We start from the raw sequence: 17,245 nt of genomic DNA, 5'->3' as shown, positions 1-17,245 counted from the left end.
GAAGTTTAAAAGAGTAGCCTAATTTAAAACTTTATTGTTTTATTATTTTGGCAATGCATTGTAAAAGTCGACAATTTTTTTCGCTTTAGACAATCCAATCACTCCTGATATTTCTTTTTCAGATGCCAACTTCAATCTTTTAACACTTTTAAAATGCTGAATTAGCGTTAGCATAGTCTTCTCACCAATACCCGGAATTGATTCGATAGATGAATTAAGGGCTGCTTTACTACGTTTGTCTCTATGATGCGTAATCCCAAAACGGTGCGCTTCGTTTCGAAGTTGCTGAATCACTTTTAACGTTTCAGATTTTTTATCCAAATAAAGTGGCACAGAATCGCCAGGATAAAAAAGTTCTTCTAGTCTTTTAGCAATCCCAATGATAGCAATTTTGCCTCGCAGTCCTAAAGCATCTAAACTCTTTAATGCTGAAGACAGCTGTCCTTTACCTCCATCTATGATGATTAAATCTGGGAGTGGTTCTTTTTCATCTAAAAGACGTTTGTAACGACGATAAACAACCTCTTCCATAGAAGCAAAATCATCGGGACCTTCGACTGTTTTAATATTAAAATGTCGGTAGTCCTTTTTGCTTGCTTTTCCATCTTTAAAAACTACACAAGCCGCCACCGGATTAGTACCTTGAATATTCGAGTTATCAAAACACTCAATATGGCGTGGTTCTACATGCAATCGTAAATCTTTTTGCATTTGAGCCATAATACGATTGGTATGCCTATCTGGATCTACAATTTGCAATTGTTTTAGCTGTTCAATGCGATAAAACTTAGCATTTCGAATAGACAAATCAAGAATTTGTTTTTTATCCCCAAGTTGTGGCACCGTAACTTTAATTTGTTCCCCTAAATCTACAGTAAAAGGAACTATGATTTCTCGAGACAACAATTGAAAACGCTCTCTTAATTCAATTATAGCTAGCTCTAACAACTCGGCATCTGTCTCTTCTAGCTTTTTCTTAATTTCCATGGTATGGGAGCGAATAATTGATCCATGAGAAATTTGTAAAAAATTCACGTAAGCCGCACTTTCATCAGATACAATCGAAAAAACGTCAATATTGGTAATTTTTGGATTTACAATAGTCGAACGCGACTGATAGTTTTCTAAAACTTCTATTTTTTCTTTGATTTTTTGTGCTTCTTCAAAGTGCATGTCTTGCGCTAATTCTGTCATTACTCGCTTAAAATCCTTCATGCTCTCTTTAAAATTTCCTTTTAGAATTTCCCTAATAGCATCTACTTGCTTTTGATAATTCTCTAAGGATTCGTAACCTTCACAAGGTCCCTTACAGTTCCCTATATGATACTCTAAACAAACTTTAAATTTACCGCTGTTAATATTAGATCGGCTTAAATCAAAATTACATGTTCGTAAAGGATATAGTTCTTTTATTAACTCTAAGATTGTATTGACCGTTTTGAAACTAGTATAAGGACCAAAATATTCTGATCCGTCCTTGACCATTCTGCGAGTAGCAAAAATCCGAGAAAAAGGCTCCTTTTTTATGCATAGCCAAGGATAACTTTTATCGTCACGCAACAACACATTATAGCGAGGCTGCAATGTTTTTATCAGATTATTTTCTAATAAAAGAGCGTCGGTTTCTGTAGGAACAACGATGTGTTTGATGGTCACAATTTTTTTTACCAGCACATTGGTCTTTGCAGCATCATGAATTTTATTAAAATAAGAGGAAACTCTTTTTTTAAGATTCTTGGCCTTGCCTACGTACAAAATCTTACCTTCTTTATCATAATATTGATAAACGCCAGGTCCATCTGGTAACGTTTGAATTTGAAGTGCTAGAGTTGGGTTTTGCATTGTACTACTATTTCACAAAGTCTCAGAGCTAAATTTAGCCAACGATTGCGATTGTATTTTTAGATGGTTATTGACTGAAATGATTTCAAATTTACGAATTCCAAATAATAATCTTTACATTTAGCCTTTTAATTCTATATGAAAAATACCAAAGCCATTAGCATACTGGGGGAATCAATACTCCCAGGAGAAAGCAAAACCATCGATATGGAAATTGCAAAATTGCACAATACGGCAAAACTTAAAATTCCAATTATTGTATGTCGCTCTAAAATTGAAGGACCCGTTGTTTTATTCTCAGCAGGAATTCATGGAGATGAAATCAACGGCGTTGAAATTGTTCGTCAAATTATTGCTAAAAAAATCAACAGACCTAAAAAAGGAACTATAATTTGTATTCCCATTATAAACATGTTTGGTTTTATCAATATGTCGCGACAATTTCCCGACGGTAGAGATTTAAACCGTGTATTTCCTGGATCTAAAAAAGGATCTTTAGCCGGTCGATTTGCCTATCATATTTTAACTGAAATCATGCCACTTGTTGATTACGCAGTGGATTTTCATGCTGGTGGTGCCAGCCGTTTTAATGCACCGCAAATTCGATTAGCACCAAATAGTCCTGAACTAAAGCAACTAGCAGATGTGTTTAACGCACCATTTACTTTATTCTCTAAAAATATCGCAGGCTCTTTTAGAAATGCAAGTCAGAAGTTAAATGTAAAAATATTACTTTTTGAAGGAGGTAAATCATTAGATATTAACGATTCTGTCGCAAATGCAGGTGTCGCAGGTGCAAAACGTTTTTTATCTCACTTGAATATGTTAGATTCAAGACATATTGTGGAGCAGCCAGAGGAACAAACTATTTATATCGAAAAATCAACGTGGATTAGAGCTAAGTATTCCGGATTACTGCATGATCACAACACCATAGGTGCTTTTGTAAAGAAGGGAACTGTTTTAGCAACCATAACAGACCCTTTTGGGAAATTCGAACATATTGTAAAAGCACCTAATGACGGATACATTATAAATGCGAACCACTCTCCTATTATCTACCAAGGAGACGCGATCTACCACATCTCAAAAACCATTTTAAATGGATAAAAATAAAAAAGAACTTCGACTTATCTACAAAAGTCTACGAAAGCAACTCTCTGAACGTGATATAGAGCAAAAAAGCCTCGAAATCACCAATAACTTAATTCAACTCCCTATTTGGGACAAGACTTATTTTCAAGTATTTCTACCAATAACTGAACAAAAAGAGGTTGATACAGAGTTGATTTTACATCTTCTATCCGGGAAAGACAAAGAGATTTTAATTTCGAAATCGAATTTTGAAACCCGAGAGATGATTCACTTTTTACTTACTGATAATACCCGAATTGCAAAAAACGAGTACAATATTCCAGAACCCGTTGAGGGTATTGAAGTACCTTCTAAAAAAATAGAGGTCGTTTTTGTTCCGCTTCTTGCTTATGACAAAAAAGGCAATCGAGTGGGTTATGGAAAAGGGTTTTATGATAAGTTTTTATCAGAGTGCAACCCAGATGTAATTAAAATTGGGCTTTCCTTCTTTGAACCTGAGGAATTGATCTCTGATATTTTTGAAGGCGATGTACAACTCGATTATTGTGTAACACCGCATATTAATCATCGCTTCGAAGTTTAATTTTTCTAAAAAATACAGAAGGCCTGTTTCACAATTGAAACAGGCCTTCTGTATTTTTTTATTTTTGACATTATGATGCTGTTTGATGAAATGCTTTTTTATTAAAAAATATTAATATCCCCACTCCTGTAGAGATTGCCATATCAGCAACATTGAAGATAGCATTAAAAAAAGTAAAATCTTTCCCGCCCCATACCGGCAACCATTCCGGTAAGGTTCCGTGCCAGAAGGGGAAGTAAAACATATCTACTACCTGGCCATGAAACCACTTACCATAAGGTTGTTCAGCAAATAAAGTAGACAATTGCCCTTGACTACCGTCAAAAATTACTCCGTAAAAAACCGAATCGATAATATTACCAACAGCTCCTGCGAAAATCAGTGCGATAGAAACAATTAAAAAATTTGAACTTTTTTTACGTTCTGTAACATCCCAAAGCCAATAACCTATTCCGCCCACAGCACAAAGCCTAAACAAGGTTAGAAATAACTTACCATATTCCCCTGGTATTTTTGTACCCCAAGCCATTCCTTCGTTCTCGATAAATAAGATCTTGAACCATCGAAATACTTCAACTTCTTCACCTAACACAAAATTAGTTTTTACATATAGTTTGGAAACCTGATCAACTAATAATATAATGAAGATAAGTAGATACGCTTTTCGTAATGACATTTTTTATAATTTAAGTGCGTAAAAGTAATAATTTTATCAAAAAAAACGCCCCTAAAGGAGCGTTAATATTTTAATAGCAGATTGCTATTTATCGTTGCAAATTTTTTGCTTCGATACTCATTGTAGCATGAGGAACGATTTTCAATCTTTCTTTGCTAATCAACTTGCCTGTTACTTTACATAGTCCGTACGTTTTATTTTCTACACGGAATAGCGCATTCTTTAAATCACGAATAAACTTTTCTTGACGAATTGCCAATTGCGAGTTTGCTTCTTTAGACATTGTTTCACTACCTTCTTCAAATGCTTTGAAAGTAGGAGACGTATCATCAGTCCCATTATTCAAATCATTCATGTAGGCACTTTTAATCAAATCTAAATCAGATTGTGCTTTATCTATTTTTTTTTGAATTATTTCTTTGAACTCAGCTAAGTCAGCGTCAGAGTATCTTGTAGCTTCATCTACCATCTTTATTTTATTTTGAAATTAAAATCATTGTTTTTATGTCGTCAAATTCAATTTCCGTACCATTACTAACTTCGTCCATAAAAACCAATTCGCTGGTCAATGTTTCTGACTTAATATAGTCTTCGTTTTTAAGAATTGCTTGTTCTAAAAGCCCGTCTCTCTGTAATTGAACTTTAATCTTGTCTGTAACTTCAAATCCAGAATCTTTACGGATATTCTGAATTCTGTTTACTAATTCTCTTGCAATACCTTCTTGTTTTAATTCTTCTGAGATAGTGATATCAAGTGCAACCGTGATTCCATTAGCATTTGCTACTAACCATCCCTCGATATCTTGTGATGTTATCTCTACATCTTCTATTGATAAAATTACGGTATTTCCTGCAATTACAATTTCTAGGCTTCCATCCTTATCTAGGGTATTAATTTGATCTGCTGTAAAAGCTTGTATCTCTTTAGAAATCAACCCCATATCTTTTCCAAAACGAGGTCCTAGTGCTTTAAAATTCGGCTTAATTTGCTTTACTAAAACTCCAGATGCATCATCTAAAAGAACGATTTCTTTTACGTTTACCTCTGCTTTTATCAGGTCCGAAACCGCCTCAATTTGAACTCTCTGATCCTCGTCAAGTACCGGAATCATTACCTTTTGTAACGGTTGACGTACCTTGATCATTTCCTTTTTTCTCAGTGATAAAACCAGTGATGAGATCGTCTGCGCTTTCTGCATTTTGCTCTCTAACATTTTATTAACATAGTTTTCAACCGAAATTGGAAACTGAGCCAAATGTACACTCTCAAATTTTTCTGTCTGTGTTGCTACCGTTAAGTCTCTGTAAAGTTTATCCATAAAGAAAGGTGCAATAGGCGCTCCAAGCTTACTTATCGTTAATAAACAAGTATAAAGTGTTTGATAAGCAGCAATTTTGTCTTGAGCATATTCCCCTTTCCAGAAACGTCTTCTACACAAACGAACGTACCAGTTACTCAAATTCTCCTGAACAAATTCAGAGATTGCACGAGCTGCTTTTGTAGGTTCGTAGTCAGCATAAAAACCATCGACGTCCTTGATTAAAGTATTTAGCTCAGAGATAATCCATTGGTCAATCTCTGGTCTTTCGTTCAACGGAATTTCGGCTTCTTCATATTTGAACCCATCAATATTAGCATACAAACTAAAGAAAGAATAGGTGTTGTATAATGTTCCAAAAAATTTACGACGCACCTCAGCGATTCCTTCTAAATCAAACTTTAGATTATCCCAAGGATTTGCGTTTGATATCATGTACCAGCGCGTTGCATCTGGTCCATATTCTGAAAGCGTTTCAAAAGGGTCTGCAGCATTCCCAAGACGTTTGGACATTTTTTGACCGTTTTTATCTAGCACTAGACCATTCGAAACTACATTTTTATAAGCTACTTTATCAAAAACTAAAGTTCCGATAGCGTGTAAAGTATAAAACCAACCACGTGTTTGATCGACACCTTCTGCAATGAAATCAGCAGGAAAATCTTGATTCGCATCAATCTTTTCTCTGTTCTCAAAAGGATAGTGCCATTGCGCATAAGGCATAGAACCAGAGTCAAACCAAACATCTATCAAATCAGCTTCACGAATCATTGGTTTTCCAGAAGCAGAAACTAAGGTGATTTCATCAACGACATTCTTGTGTAAATCGATTAAATCATAATTGCTATCATCCATGTTCCCAATTTCAAAACCTTTGAAAGGATTCTCTTTTTGAACACCAGCCGCGATTGATTTTTCGATCTCGTTGTATAATTCTTCAACTGAACCAATCAATATCTCTTCTTGTTTGTCTTCTGTTCTCCAGATAGGCAACGGAATCCCCCAATACCTTGAACGGGATAAGTTCCAGTCGTTGGCATTTTTTATCCAGTTACCAAAACGCCCTTCTCCAGTCGATTTTGGTTTCCAGTTGATGGTTTCATTTAGATCGAACATTCGGTCTCTAACTTCCGTGATTTTAATAAACCATGAATCTAGCGGATAGTACAAAATAGGCTTGTCTGTTCTCCAGCAATGTGGGTAACTGTGGACGTATTTCTCTACTTTGAAAGCTTTATTTTCTTCTTTTAACTGAATTGCAATCTCCACATCTACAGAGCGTTCTGGAGCATGACCCTCGTCATAATATTCGTTTTTAACGTACTTACCAGAATAATCACCTAAACCTTGGATGAATTTCCCTTGTAAATCTACTAACGGTACTGGAGTTCCATCAGCATCAAGAACTAACATTGGTGGTACTTCTGGAGTAGCTTCTTTGGCTACTTTTGCGTCATCTGCACCAAAAGTTGGAGATGTATGTACAATTCCTGTTCCGTCTTCGATAGTAACAAAATCACCTGAAATTACTCTAAAAGCATTCTCAGGATTTTGATATGGAAGTACCAATGGCATTAATTGTTCGTATTTAATTCCGACTAAGTCAGCACCTTTTGCTTCAGCGATAATTTGGTATGGTATCTTTTTATCTCCAACTTTGAAATTCTCAAAATCGGTTATATCTTCGCTAGCAAAAAAACCTTTTCCGAATTGTTTTCCAACTAAATTTTTAGCCAGAACCACATTCGTAGGCAAGAAAGTGTATTGATTGAATGTTTTTACAACAGCGTAATCGATTTTTGGACCAACCGTCAAAGCCGTGTTTGATGGCAATGTCCAAGGTGTTGTTGTCCAAGCTAAGATCAAGATTTCCCCTAATCCTTGCCAAGCAGCTGGTAAAGTTTCATTGACTGCTTTAAACTGCGCCACTACTGTCGTATCCGTAACATCACGGTAACTGCCGGGTTGGTTTACTTCGTGAGATGATAATCCTGTTCCTGCTTTTGGAGAATACGGCTGAATAGTGTAGCCTTTGTACATCAGATCTTTGTTGTAGATTTGTTTCAAAATCCACCATACCGTTTCCATGTATTTAGGTTTGTAGGTAACATACGGATCTTCCATATCTACCCAGTAGCCCATTTTTTCGGTCAAATCATTCCATACATCAGTATAACGCATTACGGTTTTTTTACACGCTTCGTTATATTCTTCGATAGAAATCTTTGTACCAATATCTTCTTTTGTGATTCCAAGTTCTTTTTCCGTACCCAATTCTACTGGTAAACCATGTGTATCCCAACCCGCTTTACGTTTTACTTGAAATCCTTTTTGAGTTTTATATCTGCAAAAAATATCTTTAATAGCACGAGCCATTACATGGTGAATTCCTGGTAATCCATTTGCTGAAGGTGGCCCTTCGAAAAACACGAACGGTTGGTTGCCTTCACGAGTGGTTACACTCTTCTCAAATATATTTTCTTTCTTCCAAAAATCCAGTACTTCTGACGCTACCGTTGGTAAGTCAAGTCCTTTGTATTCAGTAAATTTTGTGCTCATTTTATCCTTTTCTTAATCGAGGTGCGAAAGTAATAAATAGTTATCAATTATGAGTAAGGAGTCGCGAGTTTTTGTGCGTGAGGGATTGCAGTGACATCCTTTTTTGAAGCGATAGCGGAATAAAAGATGGATCGTAAAGCCCGACCCGAAGTTTTTACGTAGGGTCACGCCCCAATCATTAAGAAAAAACCTCTTTCAAAACATCCAATGATTTTGGCTTTCTAAACCCATCAAGGTGGTAACTGTAATAATCAATTAGAATTTTTAAAAGTAGTTGTCTTTCGATAACATGAAAGACTTTTTGATCGTTGTCTAGTTTTAAATCTAGGAGTTTTTTGAACAAACTCGTTTCATGCTGGGTTAATGAACTCATAGCGCTGAAAGGTGTAAAAACACCTTCGGTCATTTCAAAAAACGGCATATCAATATCAGAAATATCAGGATAAAAGCCTAAATATTTTGAAACTTCCAGCAGAAGAATTAAGTGAAAATTAGCAATTTCGTCGTGGGCATCAAGCCAAAATAAAGCGACTTCTAAAAACGAAAAAAGGGCTTCGTTCTTTTCTTCCTCATGGATAGAATGATGTAAGATCTCAGATATAAACATCACAATCGTACTTTTATAAACATCTGAGTGAATAGACTGAAAAGGACTGCTAATTTTAATTTCCTTGAAATGTTCTAGAGTGCCTTTGTTCTTGTGTACCGCCTCAATTTCTAAAATGGTGAGTGCCTGAAAATAGGCTATTTTTTGATTTGATTTCCGACCTGCAAAAGCATTCCGAACAAAATAGGACTTCAAGCCATGAGACAACGTAAAACATTTTACAATCAAGCTTTTCTCTTGGTATTTGATCGATGATATAACTATTGCTTTTGTTTTAACTTGCACGATTTTAATTTAAAGATTGAAAAATTTAAAGATTGAAAAATTGAATTTTTCCCTTTGATCTATCTTATTATCATTACTTTTTTGACTGTAGTTTCGATGCCGTCTTGAGCCGATATGAAAATCATGTACACTCCTGATGCAACTTTGTATTTACCAAAAGCAGTAGTATCCCACTCGATTGTTCCTCCTTCGGATGTTGTTTCAAAAACCAAATTGCCTTCTATATCTGTGATTTTTACTGTTGCTTTATCTATTAATCCAGCAATTTTTACCGTTCCCGCATAACCAGGTCGAACAGGATTAGGATAGGCGTAAACATTAGCAAGGTCGTCATTTGCCTTAGTCGCAACACCTTTAAAAGAGACTAATCCTTTTGAAGTAGCAATAAAGACTTCTCCCGTGATACTATTAATATCGATATCATTTATAACATTACTAGGCAAAGGCGAATTGTTTACTGTAAAATGATATTTAGTTTCTTGTCCATCTGGCGATACCATAAAAACACCCGAATCAGCAGTACCGATCCATTTATTATTAGCACCATCAACCACAATATCAGTAATAAACTGTTCAAATAATAGCTCTTGCTCCAGCCCATCATCTTCAATAATAATTGCCCGTGTAGTGAGTTGTTCCTGACCTTGAAAACTTCCTGCGTTAGATAATACCCGTAAGCCTTTTGTGGTTCCAATCCAAAGTTGGTTCCTTGTATCTAAAGCTACTGCACGCACATCAGAAATTGGTAAATTTCCACTATCTGCTCCCTCTGTAATTTTTTTAAAAACAGCTCCGTTTTCATTAAAACCTAGCACTCCATCGAGATTGGTACCCATCCATTTTACACCATTCCTATCGATTACCATACGTGAAAAACTATTGTCTTCACTAGCGGAAAGCGCAGCATCTGTTGAATATTTTTGCCATTGACCATTGGTTCGCAACACTTTAATTCCGTTTTTAACACGACTATTAGTAACCCATAAATTACCTGATTTGTCAAAAACAACACCATTAATTCGTACATCAAAATAATTAGGTCCTAAAAATGTAATTGTTTCTAATCCGCTGTTATTCTGATTGTATAAAAGTGTAGGAACATCATCTACAATCTTTAATAGTCCAGAAAAGAAAGAGCTAGCAAATATTTCATTTTCGTTTGCTGGATTAACCGTAAGGCGCACCATCGACTTTGCACCTAAAACCTTCTCATAGGGAATATTGAGCCAACCTTCATTACTGTATTTACTAATACCATAATTGTCCAGATCGTACGGATTGTATTGAACATCGTAGTCGCCATAAACTGTCCAAAGAGAAGTTGTTGTTGTTTGCAAGGCAAAAATTGAATTTCGTAAAGGCCCGGAAGGTGTTAAATCATCAAAAGAAGTACTATTCGCTAGCGTGGTGGAGTACAAACCGTTTTCTTTAGTACCTATATAAACGACTGAATTAAGTATAGTAGCGCACGAGAAAACCAAACCATTAACAAGCAATTGATTACTTGAAACTTGCCGCACCAAACTCATTTGTTCATTGTAAATGTATATGCTACTTGCAGTAGTAACAACTAAATACTCCTCTGATCTTTTAGCATCTAAAGCGGGCTGGGGTAAATTTATGAAGCCTGTAAATGAGTTCGAATTAGTATTGTACCTATGAATAAACCCGTTATTACTAATCGCTATCAATTGTGAATCAAAAGCAGCGACGCTCATCCAATCACCTGCAGCTACCAACTCCCATTGCTTAAAATCATTTAAATTACTATTATTTATAGCAGCCCTACGAATACCGGTATTGGTAGCTGCATATATAAATCCATTAAAAACAGTAGTTTGATTCACTACTATTTCAGCACCATTGTCACCTATAAAATAAGTGTCTCCAAAAAGTAGTGTTTCTAAGTTAAATTGTACAATACCAAAATCACAGGAGACATAGACAAATTTGCCTTGCTCCATGAAATCATTTATCTTTTTTATCCTTGGTGAAAGTTGCTTATTAATAATATCGACCACACTAACCATTTTACCAGATTCAGTATCAATTACGATCATTAGTCCGTTTTCATAACCTACGAATGTTTTCTTATAGGTCGTACTGTAATACAGAGAGCTAATCGTTTGACCAGACAGTCCGTCTACAGTATTGATGGTTTTAACTTGATTGTCGACTGTGTTTTTAGAAAATAAAGCATTCTCTGAAGCAGCAAAAATGGCAGCTGGTGAACTGGAAATAGCCTTGATTTCATTGTACGAGAAATAGCCCTGCCAAGACAAATTGCTTTGGGGAAAAACTATTTGCACAAAACAAAAAAGCATAATGCTTAAAAATCTTTTTTTCATTATGAGAGCTATTGAAACACAAATATACTCAAACAAAAGTATTGGTTTTTGGTTGTTACCAAAATAAAAAAAGCCTTCTAACCGGAAACGGCAGAAGGCTCATTATAAGAATTTAAAAAGTAGTTTAAACTACTCCTTGCGCTAGCATAGCATCAGCTACTTTAACGAAACCGGCAATATTAGCTCCTTTTACGTAGTCAACATAACCAGAAGAATCTTTACCGTATTCTACACATGAAGCGTGAATAGCAAGCATGATTCCTTTTAATTTTTCATCAACTTCTTCAGCAGACCAGCTTAATCTCAATGAGTTTTGAGACATTTCAAGACCTGAAGTAGCTACTCCACCAGCATTAGATGCTTTTCCTGGAGCGAATAATAATTTAGCATTTTGAAAAACTAAAACCGCTTCTGGTGTAGTAGGCATGTTAGCTCCTTCAGCAACACAAATACAACCGTTAGCTACAAGCGCTTTTGCTTCGTCTTCGTTCAACTCATTTTGAGTTGCGCAAGGCAATGCGATGTCACATTTTACTTCCCAAGGACGTGCTCCTTCAAAATATTTAGCGTTTGGATATTTCTCAACATACTCGCTGATTCTTCCTCTTTTTTCATTTTTAAGCTCCATTACAAAAGCCAGTTTATCAGCGTCAATTCCGTCAGCATCGTAGATATATCCAGCAGAGTCAGACATAGTAACCACTTTACCTCCTAATTGAGTTGCTTTTTGAGTTGCGTATTGTGCAACGTTTCCTGATCCAGAAACAACAACTGTTTTACCTTTAAAACTATCACCTTTAGTTTCTAGCATACTTTGTGCAAAATAAACTGCTCCGTATCCTGTAGCTTCAGGTCTGATTAAAGATCCTCCAAAAGAAATTCCTTTTCCAGTTAAAACACCAGTAAATTCGTTTCTTAATCTTTTATATTGACCAAACATGTATCCAACTTCTCTTCCTCCAACTCCAATATCTCCCGCAGGAACGTCAGTGTTAGCACCAATATGTTTAGATAATTCAGTCATAAAGCTTTGGCAAAAACGCATTACTTCATTATCTGATTTTCCTTTCGGATCAAAATCAGCTCCACCTTTTCCACCACCCATTGGTAATGTAGTTAGACTATTTTTAAACGTTTGCTCAAAAGCCAAAAATTTCAAGATACTTAAGTTCACAGATGGGTGAAAACGAAGTCCACCTTTGTATGGTCCGATAGCCGAGTTCATTTGAATACGGTACCCTCTGTTTACTTGTGTTTGTCCTTTATCATCAATCCAAGCCACTCTAAACATGATAATACGATCAGATTCGACCATACGCTCTAAAAGCATTTTGTTTTGGTATTTTTTATTTTCTTCTATAAAAGGAATTACAGTTTCAGCAACTTCAAGTACTGCTTGTAAAAATTCTGGCTCATTAGGGTTTTTCTTAGTAACCTCTGCGATGAAAGCGTTTATACTTTGTGACATGATTAATAGATTATTAACGTTTAAGAAAACGTTTTCGTTAGATAGCACAAAGATACATCTTAAAAAATATTTTTTGATATTTATTTGATTATACTCAACAGAATTACCTTTTCACTAAACAATCGTTAAAAATGACGCTTTAAAAATGATAGTTTAAAGCAAAACCTTGCTATTTTCTTAAGTAAATAAGTATTTATTTAGTTATTTTTAATTTTAATTTTTAGGAATCGAATGGTCCGTTTTTTATATATTTGTCGAGACAAGAAATAATAATTCTACATGCAGAAACTAATCTACTTTGCTTTATTGATCAGTATTGGGCTCACATCCAGTTCCTACGCTCAATTTGGTTTTTCTCATGAGGTAGGGATTATAGCTGGTCCTGTCGCTTTTCAATCTGATTATGGGGAGCGATACAATTTAAATACAAATGCAGGAAATACAGGTGTAGGAATAGGAATAATTCATTACTTAAACTTTTCTTACACTGCAGAGTGTAACTGCTATACTCCTGAAACGTATTTCAACGATCACTTTAAATTAAGAAGTGAATTATCATACAATAAAACCAACCTTCAGCATTTTGGTGAATATGTGAAACCAAGTAGAACTTCTTTAGGGTCTGACCAATTAAGAGCCATGACTGGAAGTACCGCTGTAACAAATATAGGAATGCAACTTGAATACTTTCCTTTAAGCATTCGAGACTTTACAGCAACAATAGGAAGCCTAGGCCCTTTTGTTAGTTTAGGTGGACAGTTTAGCCATTATGATGCCAAAGCGTCTTCTACCTTAGGCCCACTGGGAACTCCATTGACAACTTTCCCTAAATACCTAACACCTAGTGAAGGTCGACCTTATGGTTTCTCTACGGAAACAGGCACTGTTTGGTCTATTGTTTCGAGCGTTGGAACGCGATATAAAATTAGTCCACTGAGTGATTTTATGGTAGATCTTCGATTTCAGTATTACTTCTCCAATTGGGTAGACGGGCTTAACCCCAACCCCGATATTTATAAAGAAAATAAAGCTAATGACTGGCTTGTATGGTTTAACGTAGGATACATTTATTACTTACAATAGCAGTTAACAAATAAATATTAAAATCCCATTGTCTAAATAAATTAGAATTGGGATTTTTTTGATTCAGTACAAAAATTAATTACTCTATTCTAAAGCTTGTTTTAAATCATCTAGTAAGTCCTCAATATCCTCAACGCCCACACTCAAACGAACAAGGTCATCTGTGATTCCAACAGCTTTTCTTTTCTCTTCAGGAATAGAAGCATGGGTCATCAATGCAGGATGATTTGCTAATGATTCCACTCCACCCAACGATTCTGCCAACGTGAATAATTTTAATTTTTCTAAAAAAGTTATTGCATCTTGCTTGGCTCCCGAAACAAAATCAAAAGATACCATCCCACCATAAGCACTCATTTGCTTTTTAGCAATTTCATGATAAGGATGAGTTGTCAAGCCCGGAAAATAGACTGTTTTCACTTTAGGGTGCTCATTTAAGTACGCAGCTACTTTCTCTCCATTTTCACAATGTCTTTGCATTCGTAAATGGAGTGTCTTGATTCCTCTTAAAACCAAAAAACTATCCATAGGGCCTAAAGTGGCGCCAGTAGCAAATTGCTGAAAGTGCAATTGCCTACCTAAGTCGACAGATTTAGTTACCAGTGCACCTGCAATAACATCCGAATGCCCTGCTAGGTACTTCGTAGCAGAGTGCATAACTACATCGGCACCTAAATCTAATGGTCTTTGTAAATAAGGAGAAGCGAAGGTATTGTCTACGGCTAATATTATATTGTTGGCGGCCGTAATTTTTGCAATGGCAGCGATATCCGCTAACTTCATTAAGGGATTAGTTGGGGTTTCAACCCAAATCATCTTGGTGTTTACGTTCAATACAGCAGTAATATTATCCAAATTATTCATATCAACATAATGGAACTTAATACCCGAATTTTGATATATTTGAGTAAACATGCGGTACGTTCCTCCATACAAATCATCCATTGTAATAATTTCATCACCCGCTTTAAAAGAACGCATTAAACAATCAGTAGCGGCAAGTCCTGATGAAAAAGCCAACCCTCTAACTCCATTTTCAATACTTGCTAGCGCCTCCTCTAAAGCAGATCTTGTAGGGTTAGCAGACCGACTGTAACCATAATCCCCGACCGGATTCCCTGGACTAGTTTGAGCAAAAGTGGAAGTTTGAAAAACAGGTGGCATGACAGCTCCTGTAGAGGGATCATGTCGTTGTCCGCCGTGAATTGCTTTGGTATTAAATTTCATAACTGATGGTTTTATATTGCTTATATCTTGATGCTTTATTATTTTCTATTCATCTCAAAGGTAATGCTATTCGGTTTTAACACTACTTAACTTTTAGAGCATTTGGCAGCAAAACAAAGTATTATTAGTTGGGATTACCTAGCCCTGATTGACGTGGAAACCCACTTGAGCTAGAAGCTATTTTTTTCTTGCTGCTTAGAGCGACCAGCGGAAGCTCCTGAGCTGCTGTTGAAAAAAAAAGCGGTTAGCAAAAGTGGTTGTAAAAAAAGCAGGATATAGCTCCTAAAAAAAATTACACTAATTTACGAAGTCCTAAAATTACGCCAAGATGAATTCCTTCATGAAAATTATTGAACGTCATGGCATCCTGTGCACTTGTTAGTACATATCCCGCAGAGGTGGGATATTCAGTAAAATTTGTGAATACGTTGTTTCGGATATCTACCTCTGTTTTGGCGATAGTTTGTGTCATTAGTGAAAGAATCTCGTCCACTTCGTCTTGACTGGCAAAATGTTCCGTTTTCGACCCTTTTCGGTATTTTTCGATCATTTCTTCGGTCACTAACATGGGTAGTCCCGATAACTTGTAAACTAATAATTGTTGGGTCACCATAATATGAGCGACATTCCAAATAATATTGTTGTTGAAACCCTCAGGCACTTTGTTTAATTGTTCTACTGTGTAGCCTTCGATCAATTTAGTAACCATATTTCTACTGGCTTTCGTAATGGCTAAAATCTCTTGCATGGGATTGAATTTATAATTTTTGGCTAAAAATAATCATTTTCCGTTTGAAATGATTTTTCTTTGCATAAAGAAAACCCAATTTATGATTGATACTATATTTTACCTTGCTTCCTGTGATACTTGTCGAAAAATAATCAAAACTTTGCCTAAAGGTTTAAATCTTGCTTATCACGATATCAAGCAAGATCCAATCACGGTAGAACAATTAGAGGAAATGTACCAAATGGCAGGAAGCTACGAAGCGCTGTTTAGCAAAAAGGCACAACTTTACAAATCGATGGGGTTAAAGGATAAAAATTTAGGCGAGGAAGATTATAAAAAATACATCCTAGAACATTATACCTTTTTGAGTCGTCCTGTATTTGTGATTGCGAACAAAATATACATTGGCAATACACAGCAAAATATGCTGCAGGTAATGAAAGCAATAGGTTAATGTCAAAAAGAAACCTAGCACTTGCTGGCGCTACCGTTGTCTCCATTATTTACGGACTCACTTTTACCATTGCCAAAGATGTAATGCCGCAGCACATCGATGCTTATGGTTTTATCTTTTTGCGTGTGGGTGGTTCCACTATTTTGTTTTGGTTAGCTTGGTTCTTTATGCCGAAAGAAAAAATAGACCTAACTGATTTTCCCAGAATTATCGCTGCTGCTTTTTTTGGTGTAGCTTTCAATATGCTTACGTTTTTTAAAGGCTTAAGTCTTACTTCCCCTATTTCCGCCTCTGTAATTATGGTTTCTACACCAATGATTGTATTAGTACTCTCAGCGATTATTATGAAAGAACGGATGAAGAAAAGAATGGTAGGCGGAATACTGCTTGGGCTCATAGGAACAGGGTTTTTAATCCTGTATGGCAAATCGATTGCTAATGCTCCACAAGCTGGCTATGGTAACTTCCTTGTTTTAATGAATGCTATTTCGTATAGTTTCTATCTGATTATCGTGAAAAAACTTATGAATCAATACAATGCATTTACTTTTGTAAAATGGATTTACTTGTTTGGATTCCTAATGGTAATTCCCTTTGGCTGGGGCGAATTTAGTCAGGTGACTTGGACTGATGTTCCAGTTGATATTCTGTGGAAAATAGGGTTTGTAGTGGTCTTTTCTACTTTTTTGACCTATTTATTGAATTTACTTTCGATGAAAGAACTAAAACCAACAACAGTTGCCGTTTTTATTTATTTACAACCCGTTTTTGCAACTGTATTTGCTATTGGTCTGGGTAAGGACGACTTAAACCTAATTAAAATTGTTTCGGCAGTTTTAATTTTTAGCGGTGTCTACCTCGTTACAATGCCGAACAAAAACGTTGAAATAAAAAGCGATGAGGAGTCTCAGCAGTAATTAGCCCACCACTCCCCTCTTTTTTCTTATCTTTGAACACTTTTAGAAAATA

Annotated in this window: 14 protein-coding genes; 5 read left to right on the top strand and 9 right to left on the bottom strand. The window is 35.9% G+C overall.

Annotated elements, in window-relative coordinates; all coding sequences use genetic code 11:
* Positions 1-42: 42 nt before the first annotated feature.
* The gene (uvrC, locus tag H8R22_RS03470; protein WP_187008919.1) at positions 43-1,842 is read right to left on the bottom strand and encodes an excinuclease ABC subunit UvrC; all 1,800 of its coding nucleotides are present in this window, start codon (positions 1,840-1,842) and stop codon (positions 43-45) included.
* A 138-nt stretch (positions 1,843-1,980) separates the two neighbouring features.
* Here uvrC and H8R22_RS03465 point away from each other — a divergent pair, with 138 nt between their 5' ends.
* On the top strand, positions 1,981-2,952 hold the full coding sequence (locus H8R22_RS03465; RefSeq protein ID WP_187008920.1) for a succinylglutamate desuccinylase/aspartoacylase family protein: 972 nt from the start codon (positions 1,981-1,983) through the stop codon (positions 2,950-2,952).
* Entirely contained in the window at positions 2,945-3,520 is a 576-nt protein-coding gene (locus tag H8R22_RS03460; protein WP_187008921.1) for a 5-formyltetrahydrofolate cyclo-ligase, read from the top strand. The genes H8R22_RS03465 and H8R22_RS03460 overlap by 8 nt, the downstream gene beginning before the upstream one ends.
* 70 nt (positions 3,521-3,590) lie before the next feature.
* Here H8R22_RS03460 and H8R22_RS03455 read toward each other — a convergent pair whose 3' ends face one another.
* The 6 genes from H8R22_RS03455 to gdhA form a co-directional block, all read right to left on the bottom strand.
* Complete coding sequence (locus H8R22_RS03455) at positions 3,591-4,196, bottom strand: lipoprotein signal peptidase (RefSeq protein ID WP_187008922.1); 606 nt, start codon at positions 4,194-4,196, stop codon at positions 3,591-3,593.
* An 88-nt stretch (positions 4,197-4,284) separates the two neighbouring features.
* Positions 4,285-4,665: a TraR/DksA family transcriptional regulator gene (locus tag H8R22_RS03450; protein WP_187008923.1), complete on the bottom strand. Its 381-nt coding sequence runs from the start codon at positions 4,663-4,665 to the stop codon at positions 4,285-4,287.
* Between the two features lie 7 nt (positions 4,666-4,672).
* On the bottom strand, positions 4,673-8,074 hold the full coding sequence (ileS, locus tag H8R22_RS03445) for an isoleucine--tRNA ligase (RefSeq protein ID WP_187008924.1): 3,402 nt from the start codon (positions 8,072-8,074) through the stop codon (positions 4,673-4,675).
* A 178-nt stretch (positions 8,075-8,252) separates the two neighbouring features.
* Positions 8,253-8,966, bottom strand: coding sequence for a DNA repair protein RecO (gene recO, locus H8R22_RS03440; RefSeq protein ID WP_187008925.1), 714 nt, complete (start codon positions 8,964-8,966; stop codon positions 8,253-8,255).
* Positions 8,967-9,025: 59 nt separating this feature from the next.
* A complete protein-coding gene (gene porZ, locus H8R22_RS03435; protein WP_187008926.1) occupies positions 9,026-11,314 on the bottom strand; it encodes a type IX secretion system anionic LPS delivery protein PorZ in 2,289 nt (762 codons plus the stop codon).
* Positions 11,315-11,438: 124 nt separating this feature from the next.
* Positions 11,439-12,782 (bottom strand): NADP-specific glutamate dehydrogenase, encoded by a 1,344-nt coding sequence (gene gdhA / locus H8R22_RS03430; RefSeq protein WP_187008927.1) that lies wholly within the window; start codon positions 12,780-12,782, stop codon positions 11,439-11,441.
* Positions 12,783-13,061: 279 nt separating this feature from the next.
* Between gdhA and H8R22_RS03425 the strand changes: the two genes are divergently transcribed.
* Positions 13,062-13,865 (top strand): THC0290_0291 family protein, encoded by an 804-nt coding sequence (locus tag H8R22_RS03425; protein ID WP_187008928.1) that lies wholly within the window; start codon positions 13,062-13,064, stop codon positions 13,863-13,865.
* A gap of 84 nt (positions 13,866-13,949) precedes the next feature.
* Here the strand turns inward: H8R22_RS03425 and H8R22_RS03420 are convergent, their stop codons facing one another.
* Positions 13,950-15,092, bottom strand: coding sequence for a cystathionine gamma-synthase (locus H8R22_RS03420; protein ID WP_187008929.1), 1,143 nt, complete (start codon positions 15,090-15,092; stop codon positions 13,950-13,952).
* A 292-nt stretch (positions 15,093-15,384) separates the two neighbouring features.
* On the bottom strand, positions 15,385-15,840 hold the full coding sequence (locus H8R22_RS03415) for a DinB family protein (protein WP_187008930.1): 456 nt from the start codon (positions 15,838-15,840) through the stop codon (positions 15,385-15,387).
* An 85-nt stretch (positions 15,841-15,925) separates the two neighbouring features.
* Here H8R22_RS03415 and H8R22_RS03410 point away from each other — a divergent pair, with 85 nt between their 5' ends.
* Positions 15,926-16,276: an arsenate reductase family protein gene (locus H8R22_RS03410; protein WP_187009592.1), complete on the top strand. Its 351-nt coding sequence runs from the start codon at positions 15,926-15,928 to the stop codon at positions 16,274-16,276.
* Positions 16,276-17,193 carry a DMT family transporter gene (locus H8R22_RS03405; RefSeq protein ID WP_187008931.1) on the top strand — a complete coding sequence of 306 codons (918 nt, stop codon included), beginning with the start codon at positions 16,276-16,278 and terminating at the stop codon, positions 17,191-17,193. The genes H8R22_RS03410 and H8R22_RS03405 overlap by 1 nt, the downstream gene beginning before the upstream one ends.
* The last annotated feature ends 52 nt before the right edge of the window (positions 17,194-17,245 follow it).

The sequence above is a fragment of the Flavobacterium kayseriense genome (assembly GCF_014305095.1).
In the GTDB taxonomy this organism is placed as follows: Bacteria; Bacteroidota; Bacteroidia; order Flavobacteriales; family Flavobacteriaceae; genus Flavobacterium; species Flavobacterium kayseriense.
The sequence above is the reverse complement of the archived record's forward strand: the minus strand, read 5'-3'. Positions and strand labels throughout refer to the sequence as shown.

What these genes read in the sequence shown, in the direction of transcription:
- H8R22_RS03420 (WP_187008929.1), bottom strand. Translation starts at nt 15,092, where the DNA reads ATGAAATTTAATACCAAAGCAATTCACGGCGGACAACGACATGATCCC.
- porZ (WP_187008926.1), bottom strand. Translation starts at nt 11,314, where the DNA reads ATGAAAAAAAGATTTTTAAGCATTATGCTTTTTTGTTTTGTGCAAATA.
- H8R22_RS03425 (WP_187008928.1), top strand. Translation starts at nt 13,062, where the DNA reads ATGCAGAAACTAATCTACTTTGCTTTATTGATCAGTATTGGGCTCACA.
- uvrC (WP_187008919.1), bottom strand. Translation starts at nt 1,842, where the DNA reads ATGCAAAACCCAACTCTAGCACTTCAAATTCAAACGTTACCAGATGGA.
- H8R22_RS03405 (WP_187008931.1), top strand. Translation starts at nt 16,276, where the DNA reads ATGTCAAAAAGAAACCTAGCACTTGCTGGCGCTACCGTTGTCTCCATT.
- H8R22_RS03465 (WP_187008920.1), top strand. Translation starts at nt 1,981, where the DNA reads ATGAAAAATACCAAAGCCATTAGCATACTGGGGGAATCAATACTCCCA.
- H8R22_RS03450 (WP_187008923.1), bottom strand. Translation starts at nt 4,665, where the DNA reads ATGGTAGATGAAGCTACAAGATACTCTGACGCTGACTTAGCTGAGTTC.
- gdhA (WP_187008927.1), bottom strand. Translation starts at nt 12,782, where the DNA reads ATGTCACAAAGTATAAACGCTTTCATCGCAGAGGTTACTAAGAAAAAC.
- H8R22_RS03415 (WP_187008930.1), bottom strand. Translation starts at nt 15,840, where the DNA reads ATGCAAGAGATTTTAGCCATTACGAAAGCCAGTAGAAATATGGTTACT.
- ileS (WP_187008924.1), bottom strand. Translation starts at nt 8,074, where the DNA reads ATGAGCACAAAATTTACTGAATACAAAGGACTTGACTTACCAACGGTA.
- H8R22_RS03460 (WP_187008921.1), top strand. Translation starts at nt 2,945, where the DNA reads ATGGATAAAAATAAAAAAGAACTTCGACTTATCTACAAAAGTCTACGA.
- H8R22_RS03455 (WP_187008922.1), bottom strand. Translation starts at nt 4,196, where the DNA reads ATGTCATTACGAAAAGCGTATCTACTTATCTTCATTATATTATTAGTT.